Source organism: Gordonia sp. 11cp (assembly GCF_057767225.1).
Genome location: NZ_CM173437.1, coordinates 4,372,901 through 4,393,514, shown reverse-complemented (window position 1 = coordinate 4,393,514; position 20,614 = coordinate 4,372,901). Strand labels below are relative to the sequence as shown.

Sequence of the window (20,614 nt, the reverse complement as noted above, 5' to 3'; positions counted from 1 at the left end):
CAGACCGACCGGCCGACCTCAGCCCTGCTGTGCCCCGGCCCCTTTCGGATGGTGCTGGTAGGCGGCGCTCGCCTTCTCGCGGACCTTCATGGCCTGGATCGCGTCGTGGTGGCGTCGTGCGTGGTACGCCAGCGGAAAGTAGGTCAGGCGTTCGGGAAGTGTGCGGTAGGCGAACCGGAGATTGCGATGGATTCGCTCGAGGTGTCGCTGCTCGGCATCGGTCCAGGTGAGCCCGAGGATCTCGCGCACGCGCGGATCCATGACGCCGACGGTGGTCAGGTAGTTGAAGTTCTGGAACGGCACCGATGCGGTGGCGGCCGCCTTCTTGGCAGCGGGACGCAACGGCCTGGGCACCGACTTCGGGATGACCGGCGCCGCACGCATCTGACCGATCAGTTCCAGCGCGACCGGGTGCCGGACCAGCTTGTTCTCGATGAAGTCGTCGAAGTACTCGTCGAACTCTTCCAGGGTCTCGGGGTAGTCCTTCATCGGCACCTGGACGATCTTCGCGATCCGCCGGTTGTCGCGCAGGAGTTCCTTGCGCTCGTCGAGGGTGAAGTGACGGCCCAGCACCAGCGGCGCGGCGGTCTTGATGGTCGGCAGCGCGGTGGCGATCACCCAGGCATAGGCCTCCGGGTTGAGCGCACTGATGTGCTTGCCCTCGGAATTGCGCATCTGCAGCGGTTGGTGCAACTTCCGGAGTCGCTTGCCCTCCTCCAGCGCTTCCTGCCCGCCGTAGGTCCAGCGCAGCACCGAATCGGCGGACCGGATCGCACGGCCGACGGGGTCGGTGCGGAAGACCGAGTACTTGTCGACGACGTCGCCGATGACCGGGTGCATCACCTGCATCACGAACGCCGCCCCGTTGATCGGGAGGAACGTGTACATACCCGTGAGCTTGGCGGTCAGCGAGTCCGGCGGGATCAGCTCGATCTCGTCGTCGCGATGGTTGAGCAGAGGCTCACCCGTCACGACGTCACTGGTTACGGGTTCGGTCACTGTCCGTTCTTCGTGTACCGCGGTCATGGTGGCCCCCAACATCGGCTCGGAAACAAAGCTAATTCGACAACATTCGTAGTCAGATTAGCGCAGGCGTTCTCGAAAACCCACCGTTTGCCGGATTTCGGGCGCTTCGACGCCGAAGGCCGCTGTCAGGAGTCGGGACCGATGACCACGGTTCGCGAGGCGAGTTCGCGGTGGCGGACCGTGAAGATCCGCGTGCCCTTCTTACGTCCGACCCGGATCTCGCTGAGGTCGAGGCCGGCCGCCGTCAGGCGCGCGTGGGTGGCGTCGACGTCGACCGACCGCCATGCGACGCCCCAGAGTGAGACCGGCGACGAGGGCACCGGGTCAGCCGCCGGGCGAGGCGCCGCCACGACCTCGACGATCAGGTCGCCCCGCCGGAAGAACAACTGGCGGGCGTCCTGCCCGATCGGCTGGTCGAGCCGGAAATCGAGATCGAAGGTGCCGGCGAACAGGGCGACGGCGACATCCCGGTTGTCGCAGGTGAAGACCAGGTGGTCGAGACCGGTGAGGTCGCCGCCGGGGTCGGCCCCGAGGTCGGGACGCTCGGCTATCCCGACCGCGGAGGTGTCACCGAGTGCGCCGAGGGCCGAGTCGGCGAGCGGATGACCGCGTCGGCCGAGCAGCCGCCGGGTCGCCGGGACGTCGTCGACGGTGAAGTAGACGTCGTGGGTGTCGGATCCGCCGGCGCGTGGCCGCAGCGAGAGCACGACGTTGCCGACGCCCACGGCTCGACGGCCGTCGGCGCCGGCACCGACCTCGCGTCCGAGCAGCCGCTCATAGGTCTCGGCGGCCGACGGCAGATCGTCGCTTGCGAGGTCGACGAGGGCGTGCGGGCCGGCGGGGAGGTTCGTCACCGCTTCTTCTTACCCTTTCGACGCGCCGCGGGCGGCGGGACCCGTCGATGGATCAATTGCGCGGAGCTCGTGATATGCCATGCGCCGCACGAACACTCGTAGTACCGAAGTTCTGACGCGGTACCGACCAGGTGCCGACGCAGCCGATCGATGCCCTCACGCGCGTCGGCGGGCGAGGCGAACGGCAACTTGTCGGGCGTCGGGCACGCGGGGTAGTCGACACCGGAGCGGCGCGGGCGGCGCGGCTGATCACGAAACGCGGTGCGTGCCTCGATCTCGCGATAGAACGCTTCGAGATCGTCGTCGGAGAAGGGCACCCGTCGATTATCCCCCTGTGGCGCGGGTCCATCGCGCCGGGCGGCCCGGGTCGCGCGCGGTCTCTCGGGTCAGCGGGCCATCCACAGCCGCCGGCGGATGACCTCACGCATACGACGCAGCTCCGAGTCCGTCAACGCCGACGGCGGGTCGGTGTCGACCAGGCGGTCGACCTCCGAGAAGAAGTCCCGATCGGTGAGACCGAACTCCTCGCCGATCTGTCGGGAGGAGCCCCCACCCAAGGAGTACCAATTCGTCTCGAACTGGATCATCTGCTGCTGCTTGCTGTCCATGAAAGCCACCGAATCTGCGTTTTCGACCGAGAACCTGAACGTTCGCCGCGGAGCCATCCGGCTTCGGCCTCCGCGTGACGCACGTCACCGACGTCGTCATTTCTACACCTGTCGACCGACAGATGACAGCGGGTGGCCCAGGCTGATTCCAAAGGTGTCTCAAACGTTCATCGCGCGTTCGAGAAGACCCCGAGACGAACCTCAGACGGCGACACGATCGGGGCTCGCCGCCCGCGCCTCGCGCCTGTTCGCGCGGATGCTGCTCGCGAGGGAGGCGCCGATGAACGCCACGCCGACGAGCCCGGTGATCACCTCGTTGATCTCGACCTCGATGCTGATCAGCAAGATCGCGGCCAGCGCGCCGATGGCCCAGTGCGCGCCGTGCTCGAGGTAGCGGTACTCCCCCAGCGTGCCCTTGCGCACGAGGTAGATCGTGATGGACCGGACAAACATCGCGCCGATGAAACCGAGCCCTAGCGCGATGATGATCGGGTCCGAGGTGATGGCGAACGCGCCGATCACCCCGTCGAAGGAGAACGAGGCGTCCAGCAGCTCCAGGTAGAGGAAGAGGAAGAACCCGGCCTTGCCGGTGGCGACGGTGACCGGGTGCGGACCGTCCCGTCCCGTATCGGGCTCCATGAACAGCGAACTCAATCCGTCGACGGTGATGTAGGTGACCATGCCGAGAAGGCCGGCGATCAGGACCGTCGCGCGGCTCTCGTCGGGCGCCAGGAACTCGGCGGTGACCACCAGTGCCAGTGCGGCGAGCACGACGGCGAGTTGGTCCAGCTTGCCGAGGGTGGCCAGTGGCCGCTCGAGCCACGTGAGCCACGTCAGCGACCGCTCGGTCAGTACGAAGTTGAGGAACAGCAGAAGGAGGAACATCCCGCCGAACGCCGCGATCTGCGGGTGCGCCTCGGTGAGGATGGTCTCGTAACTGGGCTGTCCGTCGGCGAAGTGGGTCTGGCCCTCGGGCGGCGGGTTCATGGCCAGCTCGAGCGCCTCGACGGGATTGAGGTTCCCGGTGATCCAGACGATCACGAGCGGGAACAGCAGGCGCATCCCGAAGACCGCGATGAGGACGCCGACGGTGAGGAACATGCGCTGCCAGAACGCGCTCATCCGCTCCAGGATGGTCGCGTTGATGACCGCGTTGTCGAACGACAGCGACACCTCGAGGACACCGAGGATGGCGCAGAGCGCGAGTCCGGTCCAGCCGAGGTAGAGGTAGGCGACGACCAGCGCCACCAGGGTGACGACCAGGGACGGTGCGAAGATGCGCGCGATCATCGCAACTTCTCGGCTTCCCGGGCGAGATCCAGCAGGGTGTCGGTGAGGCCGGCGAGCACGTCGTAGTCGGCGCGTTCGGCCACGGCCGTGCCGAGGTCCTCGGCGGCACACCGGAGGGCGAACATCCGGTCGCCGAAGTCGGCGGCCTCGGCCGCGGAGAGGATGACCGCGTCGTCGGGAATGGATGTGCCCTCGAGCAGCGTTCTCTGCTCGTAGGCCCGCTGCCTGCACGAACGCTTGCAGTATTTCCGACGGCGCCCCAGCTCGGAGTCGACCATCGCGCGACCGCACCACGCGCAGGCATACGGCCGACGGCGTCGCGAAACGCCGGGTCCGACACCCGGCGATGCGCCGTTCTCCACCCGGTGCGAAGTGCCTGGTTCCACACCGAGACCGTACCGCTTACGGTCCCGCTGACGGCGCTGGGCAACACGGGTCGTCGCCGGTGACGAACCTGCGCGGGAAAGCGCGTAGAATATTCCTGTTGACGACCCGAAAGTCGTGCGCAGCGTTGCGCGCGAACCAGGAATGCAACAGAGATCTCCCGGCAGACCGGGAGATCCGACGAAGTTGAGAGGAACCCTTCATGGCAGATCGAGTACTTCGGGGTAGCCGCCTCGGCGCGGTGAGCTACGAGACCGATCGAGACCACGACCTCGCGCCACGACGCATCGTCCAGTACCGCACCGACAACGGCGAGATCTTCGACGTGCCGTTCGCCGACGACGCGGAGGTCCCGTCGAAGTGGCCGTGCAAGAACGGCATGGAAGGCACCATCCTCGAAGGCGCCGAGCCCGAGGAGAAGAAGGGCAAGCCGCCGCGCACCCACTGGGACATGCTCCTCGAACGTCGCAGTGAGGAAGAGCTCGAAGTGCTGCTCAACGAGCGCCTCGACCTCCTCAAGCAGCGACGCAAGGGCATCACCAACTGACATACGCGAGCGCCTGACGCCCCGATACGAACAGACCCGGCAGGATCACCTGCCGGGTCTGTTCGTCTGCACACAAGGGTCAGCGCGTCCGGAGGAGCCCCCAGCGCTCGAGCCGGCTCTGGACTCCCCAGCGGGCGACCATCGTGAACGCCTCGGACATGACCCCGCCGCTCATCTTCGAGACGCCGATCTCGCGTTCGGTGAACGTGATCGGCACCTCCCGGACGTCGAATCCGGCACGCACGGTTCGCCAGGCGAGATCGATCTGGAAGCAGTATCCGGCGGACTCGACGGTGTCGAGCTGGATCTTCTCCAGAACGATGCGGCGGTAGGCGCGGAAACCGGCGGTGATGTCGTGCACCCCCGCCCCGAGGGCGAGTCGTGCGTACGTGTTGGCCCCACGGGAGAGGAACTCTCGGCGCTTGGGCCAGTTCACGAGTCTGCCGCCGGGGACGTACCGGGATCCGATCACCAGATCCGCGCCGTCGTTGATGGCGTCGAAGAGTCGATGCAGCTGTTCGGGTGCGTGGCTGCCGTCGGCGTCCATCTCGACGATGACGGCGTAGTCGCGGTCGAGTCCCCACGCGAAGCCGGCGAGATAGGCCTTGCCCAGGCCGTCCTTGTCGACGCGGTGCATCACGTGCACGCGCGTGGTCTCGTCGGCGCGGGCGAGTTCGTCGGCGACGTCGCCCGTACCGTCCGGGCTCGAGTCGTCGACGACGAGAACGTGCGCCCCCGGCAGCACGTCCTGCAGACGTCCGATGATCAGCGGCAGGTTGTCGCGTTCGTTGAACGTCGGCACGACGACCAGTGCGCCCGTGCCGTCGGCGCCGACCACGCGTTGCGGCGCGTCGTCGGGCCGCCGCTGCCCTGCCGTGGCGTCAATCCCCGATGCCATCGAGCTCCTTCGTGTCACCGGTCGCCCGTGCGGCGACCCTGCGTGGCCTGAGTGAGAACCTAGTACGCGAGCGCAGCGCAAACAAAAGTCCGGCCACCGCCGCGATGATCGCCAGCACCTCCGGCCACGGGCCCAGGCGGGTCGCGAGGGTCATGTCGTCGTGCAGCGGAAGACGTCCGGTCAGGACGTCGGAGGTGAACACGCCGGACTGTCGGCTGATGGATCCGTCGGGCTCGATGACGGCGCTCACCCCGCTGGTGGCCGCGACGACGACGGCACGTCCGTGTTCGACGGCGCGGACCTGTGACATGGCCAACTGCTGGTAGGTCATCTCGGTCCGGCCGAAGGTCGCGTTGTTGGTGGGCACGAAGAGCATCTCGGCGCCCTCGCGCACGGACTGTCGCGCGGCCCGATCGAAGGCGACCTCCCAGCAGGTCGCGACCCCGACGGTCACCGTCCCGGAGCGACCGGGCACGTCGACCACGGTGGGTCCGGTGCCGGGGCGGAAATCCCCGGCCATGTCGGCATAAGACGAGAACAGACGGAAGAACGGCCGCCACGGGAGGTACTCACCGAACGGCTGGACGATGTGCTTGTCGTAGCGGGCGACCGGACCCCGCGCGCCGTCCCAGACGAGCACCGAGTTGGTGGGCCGCCCGTCGGGGTTGCGGATGAGGGTTCCCACCAGGATGGGTGCGTCGACGGCCTCGGAGGCGGCGGTGATCTCGGCCGCGGCGTCCGCGTTGTCCAGAGGTGAGATGTCCGAGGCGTTCTCCGGCCAGAGGACGAAGTCGGGTTGCTCGGTCTGTCCGGAGTCGATCGCCCCGCCGTAGGCCATCGTGGTGCGTACGTGATTGTCGAGGACGGCGCGGCGCTGGGCGTTGAAGTCCAGGCCGAGGCGCGGGACATTCCCCTGGACGGCGCCGATGCGCGCCGAGGTGGTGGCGATGTTCCGGTCGAGGCTGGCGGGGGTCGCCGCGATCGCCGCGATCGGGGCGAGCAACGCGATGGCGACCGCGGTGGTGGCGATGCGCACCACGCCCGAGGAACGTTCGGGGAGAACCGGGCCGTCGGAATCCGGGATCGGGGTCCAGGTCGTGCCGGTGCTGGTGCGCCGGTAGGCGCGGACGAGGACCACGAGCAGCCAGGCGACCGAGGAGCCGAACAGCGCGACGCCTGCCGACAGTCCCGGCGCGCCGAGCACCGAGGCCAGCGGCAGCAGCGGACCGTCGACCTGACTGAAAGCTGTTCGTCCCCAGGGGAAACCGCCGAACGGAAAGGCAGAGCGCAGTGCCTCCACGAGCACCCAGGACACCGTGAACCACACCGGCGGCACGGGCAACCGCATCGTGACGGTGGCGATCGCGCCGAACAGCGCCAGGTAGCCGGCGAGTATCGCGGCCAGCGCCAGCCACGGGAGCGGTCCGACGTAGACGCCGATCCACGGGAGCAACGGCACGAAGAACGCCAGGCCGAAGACGAAACCGACCCAGGCGCCCGTGCGCGCGCGGGGTGCCCCGACAAAGAGTGCGGCGAACAGGAGGCCGAGTCCCAGGACCGCGAGGAACCACCAGTTGCGCGGCGGGAAGGCCGCCCACATCGCGATCCCCGCGGCCGCGGCGGTCGCGGTGCGTGCGAGCCAGGACCGCGAGACCCGCGGCGGGCTCACCCGGCGTCCCGGTCGTACAGGGTCCGGCCCCGGTGCACGGTGCGCACACACCGCGGGAGCACGGCCCCCGGCGAGACGTCCGGCAGCGCCGGGACCCGGGAGCGCGGGTCGGTCGACCACCGCTGGACCTTCTCGTGGGATCCGGCGACGACGAGTTCGTCGACCTCCCAGACGGCGTAGCTCGCCGGAGCGCCGGGCGTGAGGGTCCCGGTGACGCCGTCGTTGACTCCCCCGGCACGCCAGCCGCCCCGGGTCGTCGCGGCGAACGCACCGCGCGCCGAGATCGCGTTGGTCGGCTGATGATGGTGCACGGCGGCCCGGATCGTCGACCACGGGTCGATGGCCGTGACCGGCGCATCCGACGAGAACGAGAGGGCCACACCGGTTTTGGCCAGCATCGCGAAGTCGTTGAGCGTAGCCGCGCGACTCGACCCGAGACGCGCGTCGTACAGATCACCCGGCCCGCCCCATTCGGCGTCGAACAGCGGTTGCATGCTGGCGATGACGCCGCAGCGAGCGAGGACCTCGGCGTCGGCGGCCGTGACCATCTCGGCGTGTTCGAGCCGGTGGGCGCAACGCGCGAGCGCGGGAGTGCCGAGTTCGTCGGCGAGTTCGGCGAGTGCTCCGACGACCGCATTGGTCGCGGCGTCGCCGATGACATGGAAGCCCGCCTGGATTCCCGCGATCGTGCAGGCGCGCAGATGGTCGCGGATCTGCTCGGCAGAGAGGTAGCTGATCCCGCGGGTGTGCGGGTCGTCGGTGTAGGGCTCGGAGAGCCACGCGGTGTGGGAGCCGATGGCACCGTCGATGAACAGGTCGCCGCCGAGCGCGTCGGCCCGGGTGATCGACATCAGTTCGCGGGCGTGATCGGCGTCGGTGACCGCCTGTCCCCAGTAGCGCCGGATCTCGACGGGATGGTCGAGCTCGGCGAGGGCCAGGAAATCGTCCATACCGCTGATGTCGGGTCCGCCGTTCTCGTGGACCGCGACCACACCGTGAGCGGCGGCCACGTCCAGCGCGCGACGCTGGGCCCGTTCGCGGTGTGCGGCGGTCACCAGGAGCCGCGCCGCTCCCCGGACGAGGTGGTGGGCTTCGGCGACCAGCGGCTCCTCCGGGTGGTAGCCGACGGCGTCGGCCAGATCCGGGATCAGGCGTCGCAGCGCGGTGGACGCCACGGCCGAGTGCTCGTCGATCCGGGCGAGGTAGACCGGCCTCGTCCCGACCACGGCGTCGAGCTCGCTGGTCGTCGGAAAGCGGCCGTCGTCGGGTTCGGCCCCCGCCCAGGTCGAGTCGTCCCAGCCGAGACCCCAGATGAGGTCGCCGGCGTCGTGGGCGGACTCGGCGGCCACGGCCTCCTGCACCAGCCGCAGACAATGCGTGCGGCTCGACGCCTCGTTCAGGGTCAGACCGTCGAGGCCGAGTCCGGTGGAGGTCAGATGCACGTGGGAGTCGACGAAGCCGGGACTGACGAAGAGCCCGCCGAGATCGATCACCTCGGCGTCGGGATGAAGCGCGCGGCCGACGTCATCGGTTCCGACCCACACGACGATTCCGTCGGTGACGGCCATCGCGGTTGCGTCGGGGGCTGTCGGTGAGTACACGGCGCCGCCGAGGAGCAGTTGGGTTGCCACGATCGTTCAGTCTGCCTTGCCGTCGGTGGAGGGTGGCGAGGGGTCCGGGTGCGCGTGTGTCGGCACCGCGGGCGGTGCCGACACGTTCCAAGCGCAGATCAGGACGGGTCAGTGACCCTGCGGCAGGCCTCGGGTCCCGAACGGTGTCGAGGTGGACCCCGGCTCGGGGGTGTCGGATTCCACGACGGAACCCTCGACGACGGTTGCGCCACGTCCCGGGCCGTAGACACCGGTGGCATACACCCCGGCCCGGTCCATGGCGGTCGCGACCCGACGCGCGCCGACCGCGACGACGACCGGTCGCATCACACGGCGCATCGGCGGGAACAGCAGCAGGGTCCCGGCCACGGTGGACACGACACCCGGGATGACCAGCAGAAGAGTCGACACGGCGACGAGCGCGGTGTCGGCGAGCGGGGCGCGGGCGTCCACCTCGTTCCGGGACGCGCGGCGCAACTCCCCGAAGACCTTGCGGCCCTGCCAGCGCAGGACCACGACTCCGAGGACGACGGCGGCGAGACTGATGAGCACCGCCCAGCCGAATCCGAGGGTCATGACCATCGCGACGAATGCGGCGATCTCCAGAACGGCGTAGGCCGCGAACCAGCGGAGTGCCATGGTGCTTCACCTGTCCTTCGGTGCCGTCCGGCACCCGTTGACGTCAGGGTCTGCACCGGTAACGAACGACGAGGCGATTTTTCTCCCGAGGGGTGGTTTCGACAAGCTCAACCAGCGGAAGGCGGCTCAACCAGCGGAAGGGGGCTCAGCCGGCACAGGGAACGAACTCAGCCGGCAGAGACGTTCTCGCCGCGGCCCTCGATGTCGCCCTCGGTCTGCAGGTAGACGTTGCGCAGGGCGTCGAGCAGCTCGGCCGGGGGTTCGCGCCACATGTCTCGCTCGACGGCCTCGAGCAGCCGTTCGGCGATACCGTGCAGCGCCCAGGGGTTGGACTGCTGCATGAACTGCTGGTTGGTCTCGTCCAGGACATAGGACTCGGTGAGCTTCTCGTACATCCAGTCGGCGACGACGTCGGTGGTCGCGTCGTAACCGAAGAGGTAGTCGACCGTCGCCGCCATCTCGAAGGCGCCCTTGTACCCGTGCCGCTGCATCGCCGAGATCCAACGCGGGTTGACGACGCGGGCGCGGAACACACGGCTGGTCTCCTCCGACAGCGTCCGGGTGCGGACGGAGTCGGGCCGGGTGCTGTCACCGATGTACGCCTCGGGCGACTTGCCGGTGAGTGCGCGCACCGTGGCCACCATTCCGCCGTGGTACTGGAAGTAGTCATCGGAGTCGGCGATGTCGTGCTCGCGGGTGTCGGTGTTCTTCGCCGCCACGGCGATCCGCTTGTAGGCGGCGCGCATGTCGTCGACCGCGGGCACACCGTCGAGGTCACGTCCGTAGGCGTAACCGCCCCACTCGGTGTAGACCCGTGCCAGGTCCTCGTCGCTGCGCCAGTCCCGGGAGTCGATGAGCTGCAGGATCCCGGCGCCGTAGGTGCCGGGCTTGGATCCGAACACGCGCGTCACGGCGCGTCGCCGGTCGCCGTGGTCGGACATCGAGGCGCGCACATGGGCGGCGACGAAGTTCTGCTCGTCGGACTCGTCCTCGGCCGCCGCGGCGAGCGCGACCGCGTCGTCGAGCATGGTGACGACGTGCGGGAAGGCGTCCCGGAAGAAGCCGGAGATGCGGACTGTCACATCGATGCGGGGGCGGCCCAGTTCCTCGAGGCCGATCAGCTCCAGCGAGGAGACACGCCGGGACATCTCGTCCCACACGGGCATGACCCCGAGCAGCGCGAGCACCTCGGCGACGTCGTCACCGGACGTGCGCATCGCGCTGGTGCCCCACACCGAGAGGCCCACCGATGCGGGGTACTCACCGTGATCGGTGAGGTAGCGCTCGAGCAGCGAGTCGGCCATCGCCCGGCCGGTCTCCCACGCCAGCCGCGAGGGCACCGCCTTCGGGTCGACGGAGTAGAAGTTGCGTCCGGTGGGCAGCACGTTGATCAGGCCGCGCAGCGGGGAGCCGCTCGGTCCGGCCGGGATGAACCCACCGTCCAGGGCGTGCAGCACGCGCGGGACCTCGCCGGTCGTCTGACGCAGGCGCGGCACGACCTCGGTGGCCGCGAACGTGAGCACGTCCCCAACCGCCGCGGGCAGTCCCGCAGTGGCCGCGGCGACGGATGCCGCCGACCAGTCGTCCTTGGCGCACGCGGCGACGAGTTCGCGGGCCTGGGCCTCCACGGCGTCGACGGAACTCCGCTCGGCCGAGCCGTCCTCGACGAGGCCGAGTGCCTCGCGCAGGCCGGGCAGGGCCGACGTGCCGCCCCAGAGCTGGCGCGCGCGCAGCATCGCCAGGACCAGGTCGACCTCGGCGTCGTCGCGCGGGGGCTCGCCGAGTACGTGCAGTCCGTCGCGGATCTGCACGTCCTTGATCTCGCACAGCCAGCCGTCGACGTGCAGCAGCATGTCGTCGAAGACCTCTTCGTCTGGCCGTTCGGTGAGACCGAGGTCGGAATCCATCTTCGCCGCGGTCAGGAGCGTCCAGATCTGCTGGCGGATCGCCGGTAGCTTCGCCGGGTCGAGAGCGGAGATGTTGGCGTGTTCGTCGAGCAGCTGTTCCAGGCGGGCGATGTCGCCGTAGGATTCGGCGCGCGCCATCGGCGGGATCAGGTGGTCGACGAGAACTGCGTGTGCACGTCGTTTGGCCTGCGTCCCCTCCCCCGGGTCGTTCACCAGGAACGGGTAGACGAGCGGGAGGTCGCCGAGAGCGGCGTCGGTGCCGCAGTCCGCCGACATGCCGAGGTTCTTGCCGGGCAACCACTCCAGGTTGCCGTGTTTGCCGACGTGCACGATCGCATCGGCGCCGAAGCCGGTGTCGTGGGCGGCGAGCCACCGGTACGAGGCCAGATAGTGATGCGACGGCGGCAGATCGGGGTCGTGATAGATCGCCACCGGGTTCTCGCCGAATCCGCGCGGCGGCTGCACCATGATCGCGATGTTGCCGAAGGTCAGTGCCGCGATCACGATGTCGCCGTCGGGATTGTGGGTGCGGTCGACGAACAGCTCACCGGGTGCGGGTCCCCAGTGCTCGGTGACCGCCGTGCGCAGCCCCTCGGGCAGGGTGTCGAACCACGCCCGATAATCCCGCGCCGACAGACGGATCGGGTTGGCCGCGAGGGTCTCCTCGGTGAGCCAGTCCGCATCCTGGCCGCCCGTGGCGATGATCTGATGGATCAGCGCATCCGAATCATCCTCTGCGAGACCGGGAATCGCTTCCGGTCCGGACTCGGGCCCGATGTCGTATCCGGCCTCGCGCATCGCGGCGAGCAGGCGCAGCAGGCTGCGCGGGGTGTCGAGGCCGACGGCGTTGCCGATCCGGGCATGCTTGGTCGGGTAGGCCGACAGCATGACCGCGATGCGCTTGTCCGCGGCCGGTGTCCGCCGCAACCGGGCGTGCGCGGTCGCGATACCCGCCACCCGCGCGCAGCGCTCGAGATCCGGCTGGTACCAGGGCAGTCCGTCGTCGTCGAACTCCTTGAAGGAGAACGGCACGGTGATGATGCGGCCGTCGAACTCGGGCACCGCCACCTGGGTCGCGACGTCGAGTGGCGACAGGCCGTCGTCGCTGTCCTCCCAGTCCGCGCGGGACCCGGTGAGGCAGAGACCCTGCAGGATGGGGACGTCGAGGGCGGCCAGTCGTTCGATGTTCCACGCCTCGTCGTCGCCGCCGGCCGATGCCGTGGCCGGGGTGGCGCCACCGGCGGCCAGCACGGTGACCACGAGCGCGTCGGCGGTGCCGAGCAGCTCGAGGAGGTCGTCGGGCGCGGTCCGCAGCGACGCGCAGAAGATCGGCAGCGCACGGGCACCCTTCGCCTCGATGGCGTCACACAGGGCGGCGATGTAGCGCGTGTTCCCCGCGAGGTGCTGGGCGCGGTAGTAGAGGACCGCGATGGTGGGGGCATCGGCGGGCACCTCAGGGAGCGGGGAAGGCGTCCGTTCCAGCACGCCCCAGGCGGGGGTCTGTTGCGGGAGTTCAAAGCCGTTGCCGGTGAGCAGGACGGTGTCGGACAGGAAGTGGTGCAGGTTCACCATGTTGGCGACGCCGCCGGCGGCGAGGTAGTCGTGTGCTTGCGCGGCGACGCCGGAGGGCACGGTGGAGTGCGCCATGAGATCGGGGTCGGGCTGCTGCTCACCGGAACACACGACGAGCGGCTTGCCGGTCGCCTCGACCGCGGCGAGCCCGTCCTCCCAGGCGCGGACGCCGCCCAGGATGCGCACGACGATGAGGTCGGCGTCGGCGGCGAGTCGCGGGATGTCCTCGATCAGGATTCGCGACGGGTTGGCCCCGCGGTACGCGACCGGGGCGAGTGCTGAACCGGGTTCCGGATCGTGGGCGGCCGAGGCCGTGAGCAGATCGGTGTCCGAGGTCGAGAGCAGCAGGATCATCGTGTCTCCTCGCCGGGTTGTCGCGCCCGGTGCGTGTCGGTGCCGTGTACGGCGGGTGCAGTGCGAGGGACTGGTCTGACTCCCGGATGGCCGGTCGATCCCGGCCCCCGATCACAGTGGCGCGACCGCGCCGGAATCGCACCGGCTTCAGCCCGCTCGCGGTGCGTTCAGCCTACGGCCACCGCACGAGCCGGTCGTAGGCTGGTGGGATGAACCAGCCAGCCCGGCCCGCCGCCGACCGTTGCCCGGGGGTCTTCGACACGCATCCGGCGGCCGACGGCGCGCTGGCCCGGGTCCGGCTGCCGGGCGGTCGAATCCGTCCGGACCAGCTGGAGCTGCTCGCCCGGGCGGCGGCCGAACATGCCGACGGACACCTCGAGCTGACGGTGCGCGGCAATCTCCAGTTGCGCGGGATCACCGACGTCGAGGCCGTCGCCGAGGCGGTCGTCGCCGCCGGACTCGCGCCGAGCAGCACCCACGACAAGGTGCGCAACATCGAGCTCAGCCCGCTCACGGGCCGTATCGGCGGGATCGCCGACGCACGGCCCCTCGCCGCGGCACTTGACGACGCCTTGCGTGCCGATCCGGCCGCGGCGTCCCTGTCGGGCCGGTTCCTGTTCGGCATCGACGACGGCCGCGGGGACATCGCCGCCCGGCGGCCGGATGCCTGCGCGGTGATCCGGGCCGGCAGCTCTGTCGTGGCCGACACTCCCCTCGCGGCCGACATCGTCATCGGCGGGGTCCCGGTCGGCTCGGCCACCGGTTCGGAAGCGATCGTGCGTGCTCTGATCGCGGTGGCCGCCGGTCTGGGCGACGTCGCGCCCGGCGCGTGGCGGGTGCGCGACCTCGACGCCGACTCCCGGCGCCGGCTCGCCGATCTCGCCACGTCGTCACTCGACCCCGTGATCGGCGACGACCCCGACGCCGCGCCGGTCGTGACCCGAGAACCGATCGTCGGCTGGTTCGACCAGGACGACGGAGCGGTACTGCTCGGCGCGGTCGTCGAACTGGGACGGCTGCCGGCCCGGCTGGCCGAGTTCATCGCGGCTGTACAGGCGCCGGTCGTCTTCACACCCGACCGCGAGATCCTGCTGTGCGACCTCGACGAGGGCGTGGCCGAGACGGTCGTCCGCGTGCTGGCCCCGATGGGCCTGATCTTCGACGCCGCCTCGCCCTGGGCATCCGTCAGCTGCTGCGTCGGGGCCCCGGGATGCTCGTCCGCGCACGCCCCGGTCCGGGACGACCTGATGGCCCGGGTGCGGGACGGCGACCCTGTCGACGAACGCGAACACTGGGTGGGTTGTGCCCGGGGTTGCGGATCGCCGGCCGAATCACACGTCTCGGTGCAGGCCACGCCCGACGGCGGATACGAACGGCGGCGCCGTTAGGCTCGTCAACACCATGACCGAGTACCTGCGTGACGGCGCCGCGATCTACCGCCAGTCCTTCGCCACGATCCGCGCCGAGTCCGACCTCTCCGCCTTCGCGCCCGACGTGGCGACCGTGGTCGTCCGAATGATCCACGCGTGTGGCCAGACCGACCTGACGCGTGACGTCGTCGCGACGCCCGGTGTCGTGGCCGCTGCGCGCGGTGCGCTCGCGGCCGGCGCCCCGATCCTCTGCGACGCCAACATGGTGGCCTCCGGGATCACGCGCAAGCGTCTGCCCGCGGACAACGAGGTGCTCTGCCACCTGTCCGAACCCACCCTCCCGTCGCTCGCCGAGCAGATGGAAACCACGAGAACCGCTGCCGCACTGCAGTTCTGGCTCCCACGCCTGGAAGGCGCGGTGGTCGCGATCGGCAACGCGCCGACCGCACTGTTCGCGCTCCTGGACATGATCGACGACGGTGCACCGCGGCCCGCCGCCATCGTCGGGGCACCCGTCGGTTTCGTCGGCGCAGTCGAGTCCTGCGCTGCACTCGCCGAGCGCGACGACCTCGAATTCATCACGGTCACGGGCCGGCGCGGTGGCTCGGCGATCACCGCGGCCGCGGTCAACGCGCTCGCGACCCCGCAGGAATGATGGTGGCTCCCATGAATTCTCACAGCACCTCGACGAACCCGGACGGCACCTCGACGGCCGGGAACGCGTCTCGCCAGGGCACGCTCTACGGCATCGGCCTGGGCCCGGGCGACAGCGAACTGATGACCGTGAAGGCCGCCCGCCTCATCAGCACCGCGGACGTGATCGCGTATCACTCTGCGCGCCATGGCAACAGCATCGCGAGGTCGGTCGCCGAACCGTACCTGCGCGACGGCCAGACCGAGGAACGTCTGATGTACCCGGTCACCACCGAGACCACCGACCATCCGGGCGGCTACCAGGGCGCGCTCGACGACTTCTACGCCCAGAGCGCCGAACGCCTCGCGGTGCACCTGCGTGCCGGCCGCGACGTCGTCCTCCTCGCCGAGGGTGACCCGCTCTTCTACAGCTCCTACATGCACATGCACAAGCGCCTGTCGCCGCACTTCGACGCCGAGATCGTGCCCGGTGTCACCTCGGTCAGCGCGGCGTCGGCGGCGACCGGGGTCCCGCTCGTCGAAGGCGAGGAGACCCTGACGGTCGTTCCGGGTACGGCGTCGACCTCGGAACTGCTCTTCCGGTTCCGTTCCGCGGACGCGATCGTGGTGATGAAGCTCGGTCGCACGTTCGAGCGGGTGCGCGATGCACTCCGCGAGGCCGGGCGTCTCGACGAGGCGTTCTATGTCGAACGCGCCTCCACGACGGTCGAACGGGTGCTGCCGGCGGCCGACGTGGATCCCGCGGAGGTGCCGTACTTCTCCATCCTCGTCGTCCCCGGACGCCGCAACAATCCGATGTTCGAGCCGAAGCCGGTCCCCGGTGAGCTCGTCGTCGTCGGACTCGGACCGGGTCACGACAGCTGGACCACCCCCGAGGTGCGCGCCGAGCTCGCCACGGCCACCGACCTCGTCGGGTACACCACCTACCTCAAGCGCGTCACCCCGCGCCCGGGTCAGCGAGTGCACGCGAGCGACAACCGGGTCGAGGCCGAGCGCGCCGAGTTCGCACTGGATCTCGCCCGCCGCGGCGCTCGCGTCGCCGTCGTCTCGTCCGGCGATCCCGGCGTGTTCGCGATGGCCGCCGCGGTCGCCGAGGTCGCCGCGCAACCGCGGTGGCACGAGGTGCCGGTACGCGTGGTGCCCGGCGTCACCGCAGCCACCGCCGTCGCCGCGGCGGTCGGAGCGCCGCTCGGGCACGATTTCGCGATCATCTCGCTCTCCGACCGGCTCAAGCCGTGGTCGGTCATCGAACGGCGCATCCGCGCCGCCCTCGGTGCCGACCTGGTGATCGCCATCTACAACCCGGGGTCGGCGAGCCGCACCTGGCAGGTCGGCGCCCTCCAGCACACCCTCGCCCAGACGGTGTCGCCCGATCGCGTCGTCGTGCTCGGTCGGGATGTCGGCGGTCCGGAAGAGCAGCTCACCATCACCACGGTCGCGGATTTCGATCCCGCCGTCGTGGACATGCGGACCATGATCATCATCGGGTCGTCGGCGACGAGGGTGGTCCCGCGCGCGGCGGGTGCGCTGGTGTTCACGCCACGCAGTCACCGCCCGGTGGACAGCGCCGATGAGACTGCCGATCAGTCAGTCGAGCAGCGCCTCGAGCCAGTGCCGGGCGGCACCGACATCTGAGACGACCGGCGAGTCGGGTTCGGCGGGCCGGTCGACCATGATGACCTCGATCCCCAGTTCGGCCGCGGCCACCAGCTTCGCCGAGGTCAGTGATCCGCCGCTGTTCTTGGTGACCAGTAGGTCGATGTCGTTGTCGCGCAACAGCCTCGACTCCGAGGCATGGTCGTAGGGACCGCGCGAACGCAACACCTCGTGGCGGGGCGGAAGCGCTCCGGTCGGGGCGTCGACGACCCGGATCAGAAACCACGCCGAACGGATCCCCGCGAAGACGCCGACATCCTGGCGACCGGTGGTCAGGAAGACACGTCCGCCACGGGCGTCCACCTCCCGCGCGGCCGAGGGGAGGTCGGGTACGCGGGTCCACGTGTCGGTGTCCCCGGGCACCCACGGGTCCCGGCGCAACCGCAGCAGCGGGACACCCGCATCGGCGGCGGCCCGAGCAGCGTTGCGGGTGATGGTCGCGGCGAACGGGTGGGTGGCGTCGACCACCGCACGAATCCGATTGCTCCGCAGCCAGTCCCGGAGCCCTTCGGTTCCGCCGAACCCGCCGATTCGCACGGGACCGACCGGCAGGCGAGGGTCGTTGACCCGACCCGCGAGTGAGCTGATGAACTCGATGCCGGACTCGGCCAGACTCGAGGCCAGCGCACGCGCCTCCCCCGTTCCGCCGAGGATGAGCACATGCTCGGTGGGATCCGGGGCGGAACCGTTCACCGCGACGAGTCGCGGTCGGCGCGGAGTTTGGTCATCCGCGCATGCGAGTACAGGTAGCTGTCGGTGGCGTCCGATGTCGACGGATCCAGCACACGCCCGACGAAGATGACCGCGGTCTTGCGGATGTCGGCGGCGTCCAGGGTCTCGGGCAACCGGGACAACGGGCAGCGCACGATCTGCTCGTTCTCGCGACTGGCGAAAGCAACTGTCGCGGTGGGGCAGTCGCTGCCGTAGTGCGGGGTGAGCGCCTCCACGATCTGTTCCGCGCGATGTGCCGCGAGATGCAGTGCGAGTGTCACTCCGGTCATGGCGAGGCTCGCGAGGTCCTCCCCCGGCGGCATGTCCGTCGACAGTGTCGACACGCGCGTGATCAACAGGCTCTGGCCGACGCCCGGCACGGTGAGTTCGGTGTCGAGTGCGGCCGCGGCGGCCGCGAACGCCGGCACACCGGGCACGATCTGATGAGGGATACCGCGTGCGGTCAGTTCACGCTGTTGCTCGGACATCGCCGAGTAGACGGCGAGATCACCCGAGTGCAGGCGGGCCACGTCATGCCCCCGTGCGTCGGCGGCCGCGATGACATCGATGATGTCCGACAACGGCATCCGGGCGGTGTCGACGAGTTCGGCACCCTCGGGACACAGTGCGAGAAGCTCGGCGGGCACCAACGATCCGGCGTAGACACAGGTCTCGCACTCCCCGAGCACCCGTGCTCCCCGCAGCGTGATCAGGTCGGGCGCCCCCGGCCCGGCGCCGATGAAGTACACGGTCATCGGACAGCCTCCGCGAGACCGGCATCCGGAAGCCCCGTCGTCGGTTTGTCGACAGACCACTGCACGATCGGGAGGGCCGGACGCCAGGTGGTCATCGTGCCGAGGGGCGCGACGGTCTCCACCGACAGGCGCCGCAGGGTACCGCCCTGGTCGGCGTGCCGTTGTGTCACGAGGGCCTGGTTCTCGACGGTCACCGCGTTCACCACGAGCCGGCCCGAATCCGCCAGCGCATCCCAGGCGAGCGCGAGGATCTCCTCGTCCAGTCCGCCGCCGATGAAGACCGCATCGGGTTCCGGCGCGTCGGCCAGCTCGTCGGGAGCCGGTCCTCGCACCGAGAGCCGGTGCGCCACGCCGTGACGAGCGGCATTGCGTCGCAACCGATCGGCGCGCTCGGGGTCGCGCTCGAAGGCGACCGCGAGTCCGCGGTCGTCGGCGCGTAACCATTCGATCGCGACGCTGCCCGACCCGGCCCCGATGTCCCAGAGGATCTGCGCCCCGGCCGGCGCGAGCGCGCAGACGGTGAGGGCGCGGATCGTCGACTTGGTGATCTGGCCGTCATGCTCGTAGGCCTCGTCCGCCCGACCGGGAAGCCGGGTCCGGTGTGGTCCGACGCAGTCGACGGCGACGATGTTCAGCGAATCGCCGGCCCTGCGGTGCCAGCCCTCCGCGGTGTCGGTGGCGATCTGTTCGGCGGGGCCACCGAGCTGCTCGAGGACGGTCATCGCCGACGCACCGAAACCGGCATCTGTGAGGAGTTCGGCGACGGCGGCGGGAGTGGTCTCGTCGCGGCTCAGGACCAGCACGCGAGCACCGTCGGTGACCTCGCCGAGCACGACGCCCGGCTCGGTGCGAACCGCGCTGACGATCCGGGTCGTCGCAAGGTCCCAGCCGAGGCGCGCGCAGGCCAGACTCGCACTCGACACGGCCGGATATACCCGCACCCGGTCGGCACCCACGCGGGCGACGATGCTCGCGCCGACCCCGTGGAACATCGGGTCGCCGCTGGCGAGGATGTGCACGGTGTCCGGGTGGGCGTCGTCGACGCCCCCCGTCTCGACGAGCTCGGCCAGGTGCTCCGACATCGGTGAGCGCCACGGCCGCAGTTGTGCACCGAGTCGGGGCGCAGCACCGTCGAGAAGCGCCAATTGCCGTGCAGCGCCGTAGATCACCCGTGCACGGCGTAACTCGTCGCGTGCCGGCTCACCGAGGCCGGGCCAGCCGTCGGCACCGATGCCGACCACCACGAACTCGGATGTGGGGACCGTCGACGTGACGGCTGCCCCCGGTGACCTCATCGGGGAAGCCTCCGCCACACCGCGCGTGGCAGCAGCCGCATACCGAAGAACACGGGACGTAGCACCCCCGGGATCCAGACCTCGCCGCGTCCCTTGCGGTACGCGTGCGCCACGGCGTCGGCAACCTGCTCGGGATTGCGGGACAACGGAGCCGGTTTCACGCCGGAGTCCATCAGGTCGCGGGTCATCGCGCCGACCACGAAGCCGGGGCGCGCCAGCAGCAGACGAGCACCGCTGCCGTGCAACGCATCTGCGAGACCGCTGGCGAACCCGTCGAGTCCGGCCTTGGTCGAGCCGTAGACGTAGTTGGCCCGGCGCACCCGGATGCCGGCCACCGAGGAGAAGACGATGATCGTCCCGGAGGCCTGAGCGCGCAGCACCGATGCGAGCGGTGTCAGCACGCTGACGTGCGCGTAGTAATCGGTGTGCGCGATCTGAAGTGCGTGTGCCACATCGGTTTCGGCCCGGGCCTGGTCACCGAGGATGCCGAACGCGACGATCGCGATCCCGATCGGACCGAACCGTTCGGACAGCGATTCGACGAGCGCGGGATGGGTGTCGGTGTCGTTCGCGTCGAAAGCCACGGTGTGTACCGCGACCGCCCCGGCCTCGAGCAGTCGTGCCGACTCGTCGCCCAGGTCGTCGGGACGGCGGGCCGCCAGGACGACCGTCCGCCCGGACGCGAGACGCGCGGCGGTGGCCACGCCGATCTCACTGCGGCCGCCGAACAGGACGAGGGCACCGACCGGGTCGGAATCCGGACCCGCTGATGCCCCTTTGCTGCGTGACGCCATGGCTAGCAGTATCGCATCGGC

Annotated in this window: 19 protein-coding genes and 1 riboswitch; of the genes, 4 read left to right on the top strand and 15 right to left on the bottom strand. The window is 69.8% G+C overall.

Annotation, left to right across the window (positions count from 1 at the left end):
• Positions 1-18: 18 nt before the first annotated feature.
• From AC3B6C_RS19700 to AC3B6C_RS19675, 6 genes are all read right to left on the bottom strand, one after another.
• Complete coding sequence (locus AC3B6C_RS19700) at positions 19-1,026, bottom strand: oxygenase MpaB family protein (RefSeq protein WP_488373815.1); 1,008 nt, start codon at positions 1,024-1,026, stop codon at positions 19-21.
• Positions 1,027-1,151: 125 nt separating this feature from the next.
• A complete protein-coding gene (locus AC3B6C_RS19695) occupies positions 1,152-1,880 on the bottom strand; it encodes a VOC family protein (protein ID WP_488373814.1) in 729 nt (242 codons plus the stop codon).
• Complete coding sequence (locus AC3B6C_RS19690; protein ID WP_055474566.1) at positions 1,877-2,197, bottom strand: hypothetical protein; 321 nt, start codon at positions 2,195-2,197, stop codon at positions 1,877-1,879. Before AC3B6C_RS19690 ends, AC3B6C_RS19695 begins: the two co-directional genes overlap by 4 nt.
• Before the next feature lie 69 nt (positions 2,198-2,266).
• The gene (locus tag AC3B6C_RS19685; RefSeq protein ID WP_010841115.1) at positions 2,267-2,488 is read right to left on the bottom strand and encodes a DUF3263 domain-containing protein; all 222 of its coding nucleotides are present in this window, start codon (positions 2,486-2,488) and stop codon (positions 2,267-2,269) included.
• A gap of 201 nt (positions 2,489-2,689) precedes the next feature.
• Entirely contained in the window at positions 2,690-3,778 is a 1,089-nt protein-coding gene (locus AC3B6C_RS19680; protein WP_010841114.1) for a DUF475 domain-containing protein, read from the bottom strand.
• A complete protein-coding gene (locus tag AC3B6C_RS19675; RefSeq protein WP_488376314.1) occupies positions 3,775-4,140 on the bottom strand; it encodes a hypothetical protein in 366 nt (121 codons plus the stop codon). The genes AC3B6C_RS19680 and AC3B6C_RS19675 overlap by 4 nt, the downstream gene beginning before the upstream one ends.
• A gap of 224 nt (positions 4,141-4,364) precedes the next feature.
• On the opposite strand from AC3B6C_RS19675, the gene AC3B6C_RS19670 reads away from it, so the two are divergent.
• Positions 4,365-4,709 (top strand): RNA polymerase-binding protein RbpA, encoded by a 345-nt coding sequence (locus tag AC3B6C_RS19670; protein WP_004019027.1) that lies wholly within the window; start codon positions 4,365-4,367, stop codon positions 4,707-4,709.
• A gap of 79 nt (positions 4,710-4,788) precedes the next feature.
• Here AC3B6C_RS19670 and AC3B6C_RS19665 read toward each other — a convergent pair whose 3' ends face one another.
• The 5 genes from AC3B6C_RS19665 to cobN form a co-directional block, all read right to left on the bottom strand.
• Positions 4,789-5,607 carry a polyprenol monophosphomannose synthase gene (locus tag AC3B6C_RS19665; protein ID WP_051129753.1) on the bottom strand — a complete coding sequence of 273 codons (819 nt, stop codon included), beginning with the start codon at positions 5,605-5,607 and terminating at the stop codon, positions 4,789-4,791.
• Positions 5,591-7,276, bottom strand: coding sequence for an apolipoprotein N-acyltransferase (gene lnt, locus AC3B6C_RS19660; protein WP_488373813.1), 1,686 nt, complete (start codon positions 7,274-7,276; stop codon positions 5,591-5,593). Before lnt ends, AC3B6C_RS19665 begins: the two co-directional genes overlap by 17 nt.
• Positions 7,273-8,907 carry an amidohydrolase gene (locus AC3B6C_RS19655; RefSeq protein ID WP_488373812.1) on the bottom strand — a complete coding sequence of 545 codons (1,635 nt, stop codon included), beginning with the start codon at positions 8,905-8,907 and terminating at the stop codon, positions 7,273-7,275. Before AC3B6C_RS19655 ends, lnt begins: the two co-directional genes overlap by 4 nt.
• 108 nt (positions 8,908-9,015) lie before the next feature.
• Entirely contained in the window at positions 9,016-9,525 is a 510-nt protein-coding gene (locus tag AC3B6C_RS19650) for an FxsA family protein (protein ID WP_010841109.1), read from the bottom strand.
• Between the two features lie 167 nt (positions 9,526-9,692).
• Complete coding sequence (gene cobN, locus AC3B6C_RS19645; protein ID WP_488373811.1) at positions 9,693-13,358, bottom strand: cobaltochelatase subunit CobN; 3,666 nt, start codon at positions 13,356-13,358, stop codon at positions 9,693-9,695.
• 78 nt (positions 13,359-13,436) lie between these two features.
• Positions 13,437-13,507: riboswitch (cobalamin riboswitch) on the bottom strand.
• Positions 13,508-13,567: 60 nt separating this feature from the next.
• Between cobN and cobG the strand changes: the two genes are divergently transcribed.
• The 3 genes from cobG to AC3B6C_RS19630 are packed head-to-tail and all read left to right on the top strand — an operon-like array spanning position 13,568 to position 17,017.
• Positions 13,568-14,746, top strand: a complete 1,179-nt coding sequence (cobG, locus tag AC3B6C_RS19640; protein ID WP_488373810.1) for a precorrin-3B synthase — start codon at positions 13,568-13,570, stop codon at positions 14,744-14,746.
• A 13-nt stretch (positions 14,747-14,759) separates the two neighbouring features.
• Positions 14,760-15,383: a precorrin-8X methylmutase gene (locus AC3B6C_RS19635; protein WP_014926749.1), complete on the top strand. Its 624-nt coding sequence runs from the start codon at positions 14,760-14,762 to the stop codon at positions 15,381-15,383.
• A gap of 11 nt (positions 15,384-15,394) precedes the next feature.
• Positions 15,395-17,017 (top strand): precorrin-2 C(20)-methyltransferase, encoded by a 1,623-nt coding sequence (locus AC3B6C_RS19630; protein WP_044506656.1) that lies wholly within the window; start codon positions 15,395-15,397, stop codon positions 17,015-17,017.
• Here the strand turns inward: AC3B6C_RS19630 and AC3B6C_RS19625 are convergent.
• The 4 genes from AC3B6C_RS19625 to dprE2 are packed head-to-tail and all read right to left on the bottom strand — an operon-like array spanning position 16,970 to position 20,593.
• Positions 16,970-17,731 (bottom strand): cobalt-precorrin-6A reductase, encoded by a 762-nt coding sequence (locus tag AC3B6C_RS19625; RefSeq protein ID WP_488373809.1) that lies wholly within the window; start codon positions 17,729-17,731, stop codon positions 16,970-16,972. The two genes, AC3B6C_RS19630 and AC3B6C_RS19625, sit on opposite strands and share 48 nt — an antisense overlap.
• Positions 17,728-18,504 (bottom strand): precorrin-4 C(11)-methyltransferase, encoded by a 777-nt coding sequence (cobM, locus tag AC3B6C_RS19620; protein WP_488373808.1) that lies wholly within the window; start codon positions 18,502-18,504, stop codon positions 17,728-17,730. The genes AC3B6C_RS19625 and cobM overlap by 4 nt, the downstream gene beginning before the upstream one ends.
• Complete coding sequence (cbiE, locus tag AC3B6C_RS19615; protein WP_488373807.1) at positions 18,501-19,799, bottom strand: precorrin-6y C5,15-methyltransferase (decarboxylating) subunit CbiE; 1,299 nt, start codon at positions 19,797-19,799, stop codon at positions 18,501-18,503. The genes cobM and cbiE overlap by 4 nt, the downstream gene beginning before the upstream one ends.
• Entirely contained in the window at positions 19,796-20,593 is a 798-nt protein-coding gene (gene dprE2, locus AC3B6C_RS19610) for a decaprenylphospho-beta-D-erythro-pentofuranosid-2-ulose 2-reductase (RefSeq protein WP_044507909.1), read from the bottom strand. Before dprE2 ends, cbiE begins: the two co-directional genes overlap by 4 nt.
• Positions 20,594-20,614: the final 21 nt, after the last annotated feature.

Bases quoted from the DNA above. Each gene is read 5' to 3' on its own strand.
- AC3B6C_RS19700 (WP_488373815.1), bottom strand. From the start codon at position 1,026: ATGACCGCGGTACACGAAGAACGGACAGTGACCGAACCCGTAACCAGT.
- AC3B6C_RS19685 (WP_010841115.1), bottom strand. From the start codon at position 2,488: ATGGACAGCAAGCAGCAGCAGATGATCCAGTTCGAGACGAATTGGTAC.
- AC3B6C_RS19680 (WP_010841114.1), bottom strand. From the start codon at position 3,778: ATGATCGCGCGCATCTTCGCACCGTCCCTGGTCGTCACCCTGGTGGCG.
- AC3B6C_RS19670 (WP_004019027.1), top strand. From the start codon at position 4,365: ATGGCAGATCGAGTACTTCGGGGTAGCCGCCTCGGCGCGGTGAGCTAC.
- AC3B6C_RS19665 (WP_051129753.1), bottom strand. From the start codon at position 5,607: ATGGCATCGGGGATTGACGCCACGGCAGGGCAGCGGCGGCCCGACGAC.
- AC3B6C_RS19650 (WP_010841109.1), bottom strand. From the start codon at position 9,525: ATGGCACTCCGCTGGTTCGCGGCCTACGCCGTTCTGGAGATCGCCGCA.
- cobN (WP_488373811.1), bottom strand. From the start codon at position 13,358: ATGATCCTGCTGCTCTCGACCTCGGACACCGATCTGCTCACGGCCTCG.
- cobG (WP_488373810.1), top strand. From the start codon at position 13,568: ATGAACCAGCCAGCCCGGCCCGCCGCCGACCGTTGCCCGGGGGTCTTC.
- AC3B6C_RS19635 (WP_014926749.1), top strand. From the start codon at position 14,760: ATGACCGAGTACCTGCGTGACGGCGCCGCGATCTACCGCCAGTCCTTC.
- AC3B6C_RS19630 (WP_044506656.1), top strand. From the start codon at position 15,395: ATGAATTCTCACAGCACCTCGACGAACCCGGACGGCACCTCGACGGCC.
- cobM (WP_488373808.1), bottom strand. From the start codon at position 18,504: ATGACCGTGTACTTCATCGGCGCCGGGCCGGGGGCGCCCGACCTGATC.
- cbiE (WP_488373807.1), bottom strand. From the start codon at position 19,799: ATGAGGTCACCGGGGGCAGCCGTCACGTCGACGGTCCCCACATCCGAG.
- dprE2 (WP_044507909.1), bottom strand. From the start codon at position 20,593: ATGGCGTCACGCAGCAAAGGGGCATCAGCGGGTCCGGATTCCGACCCG.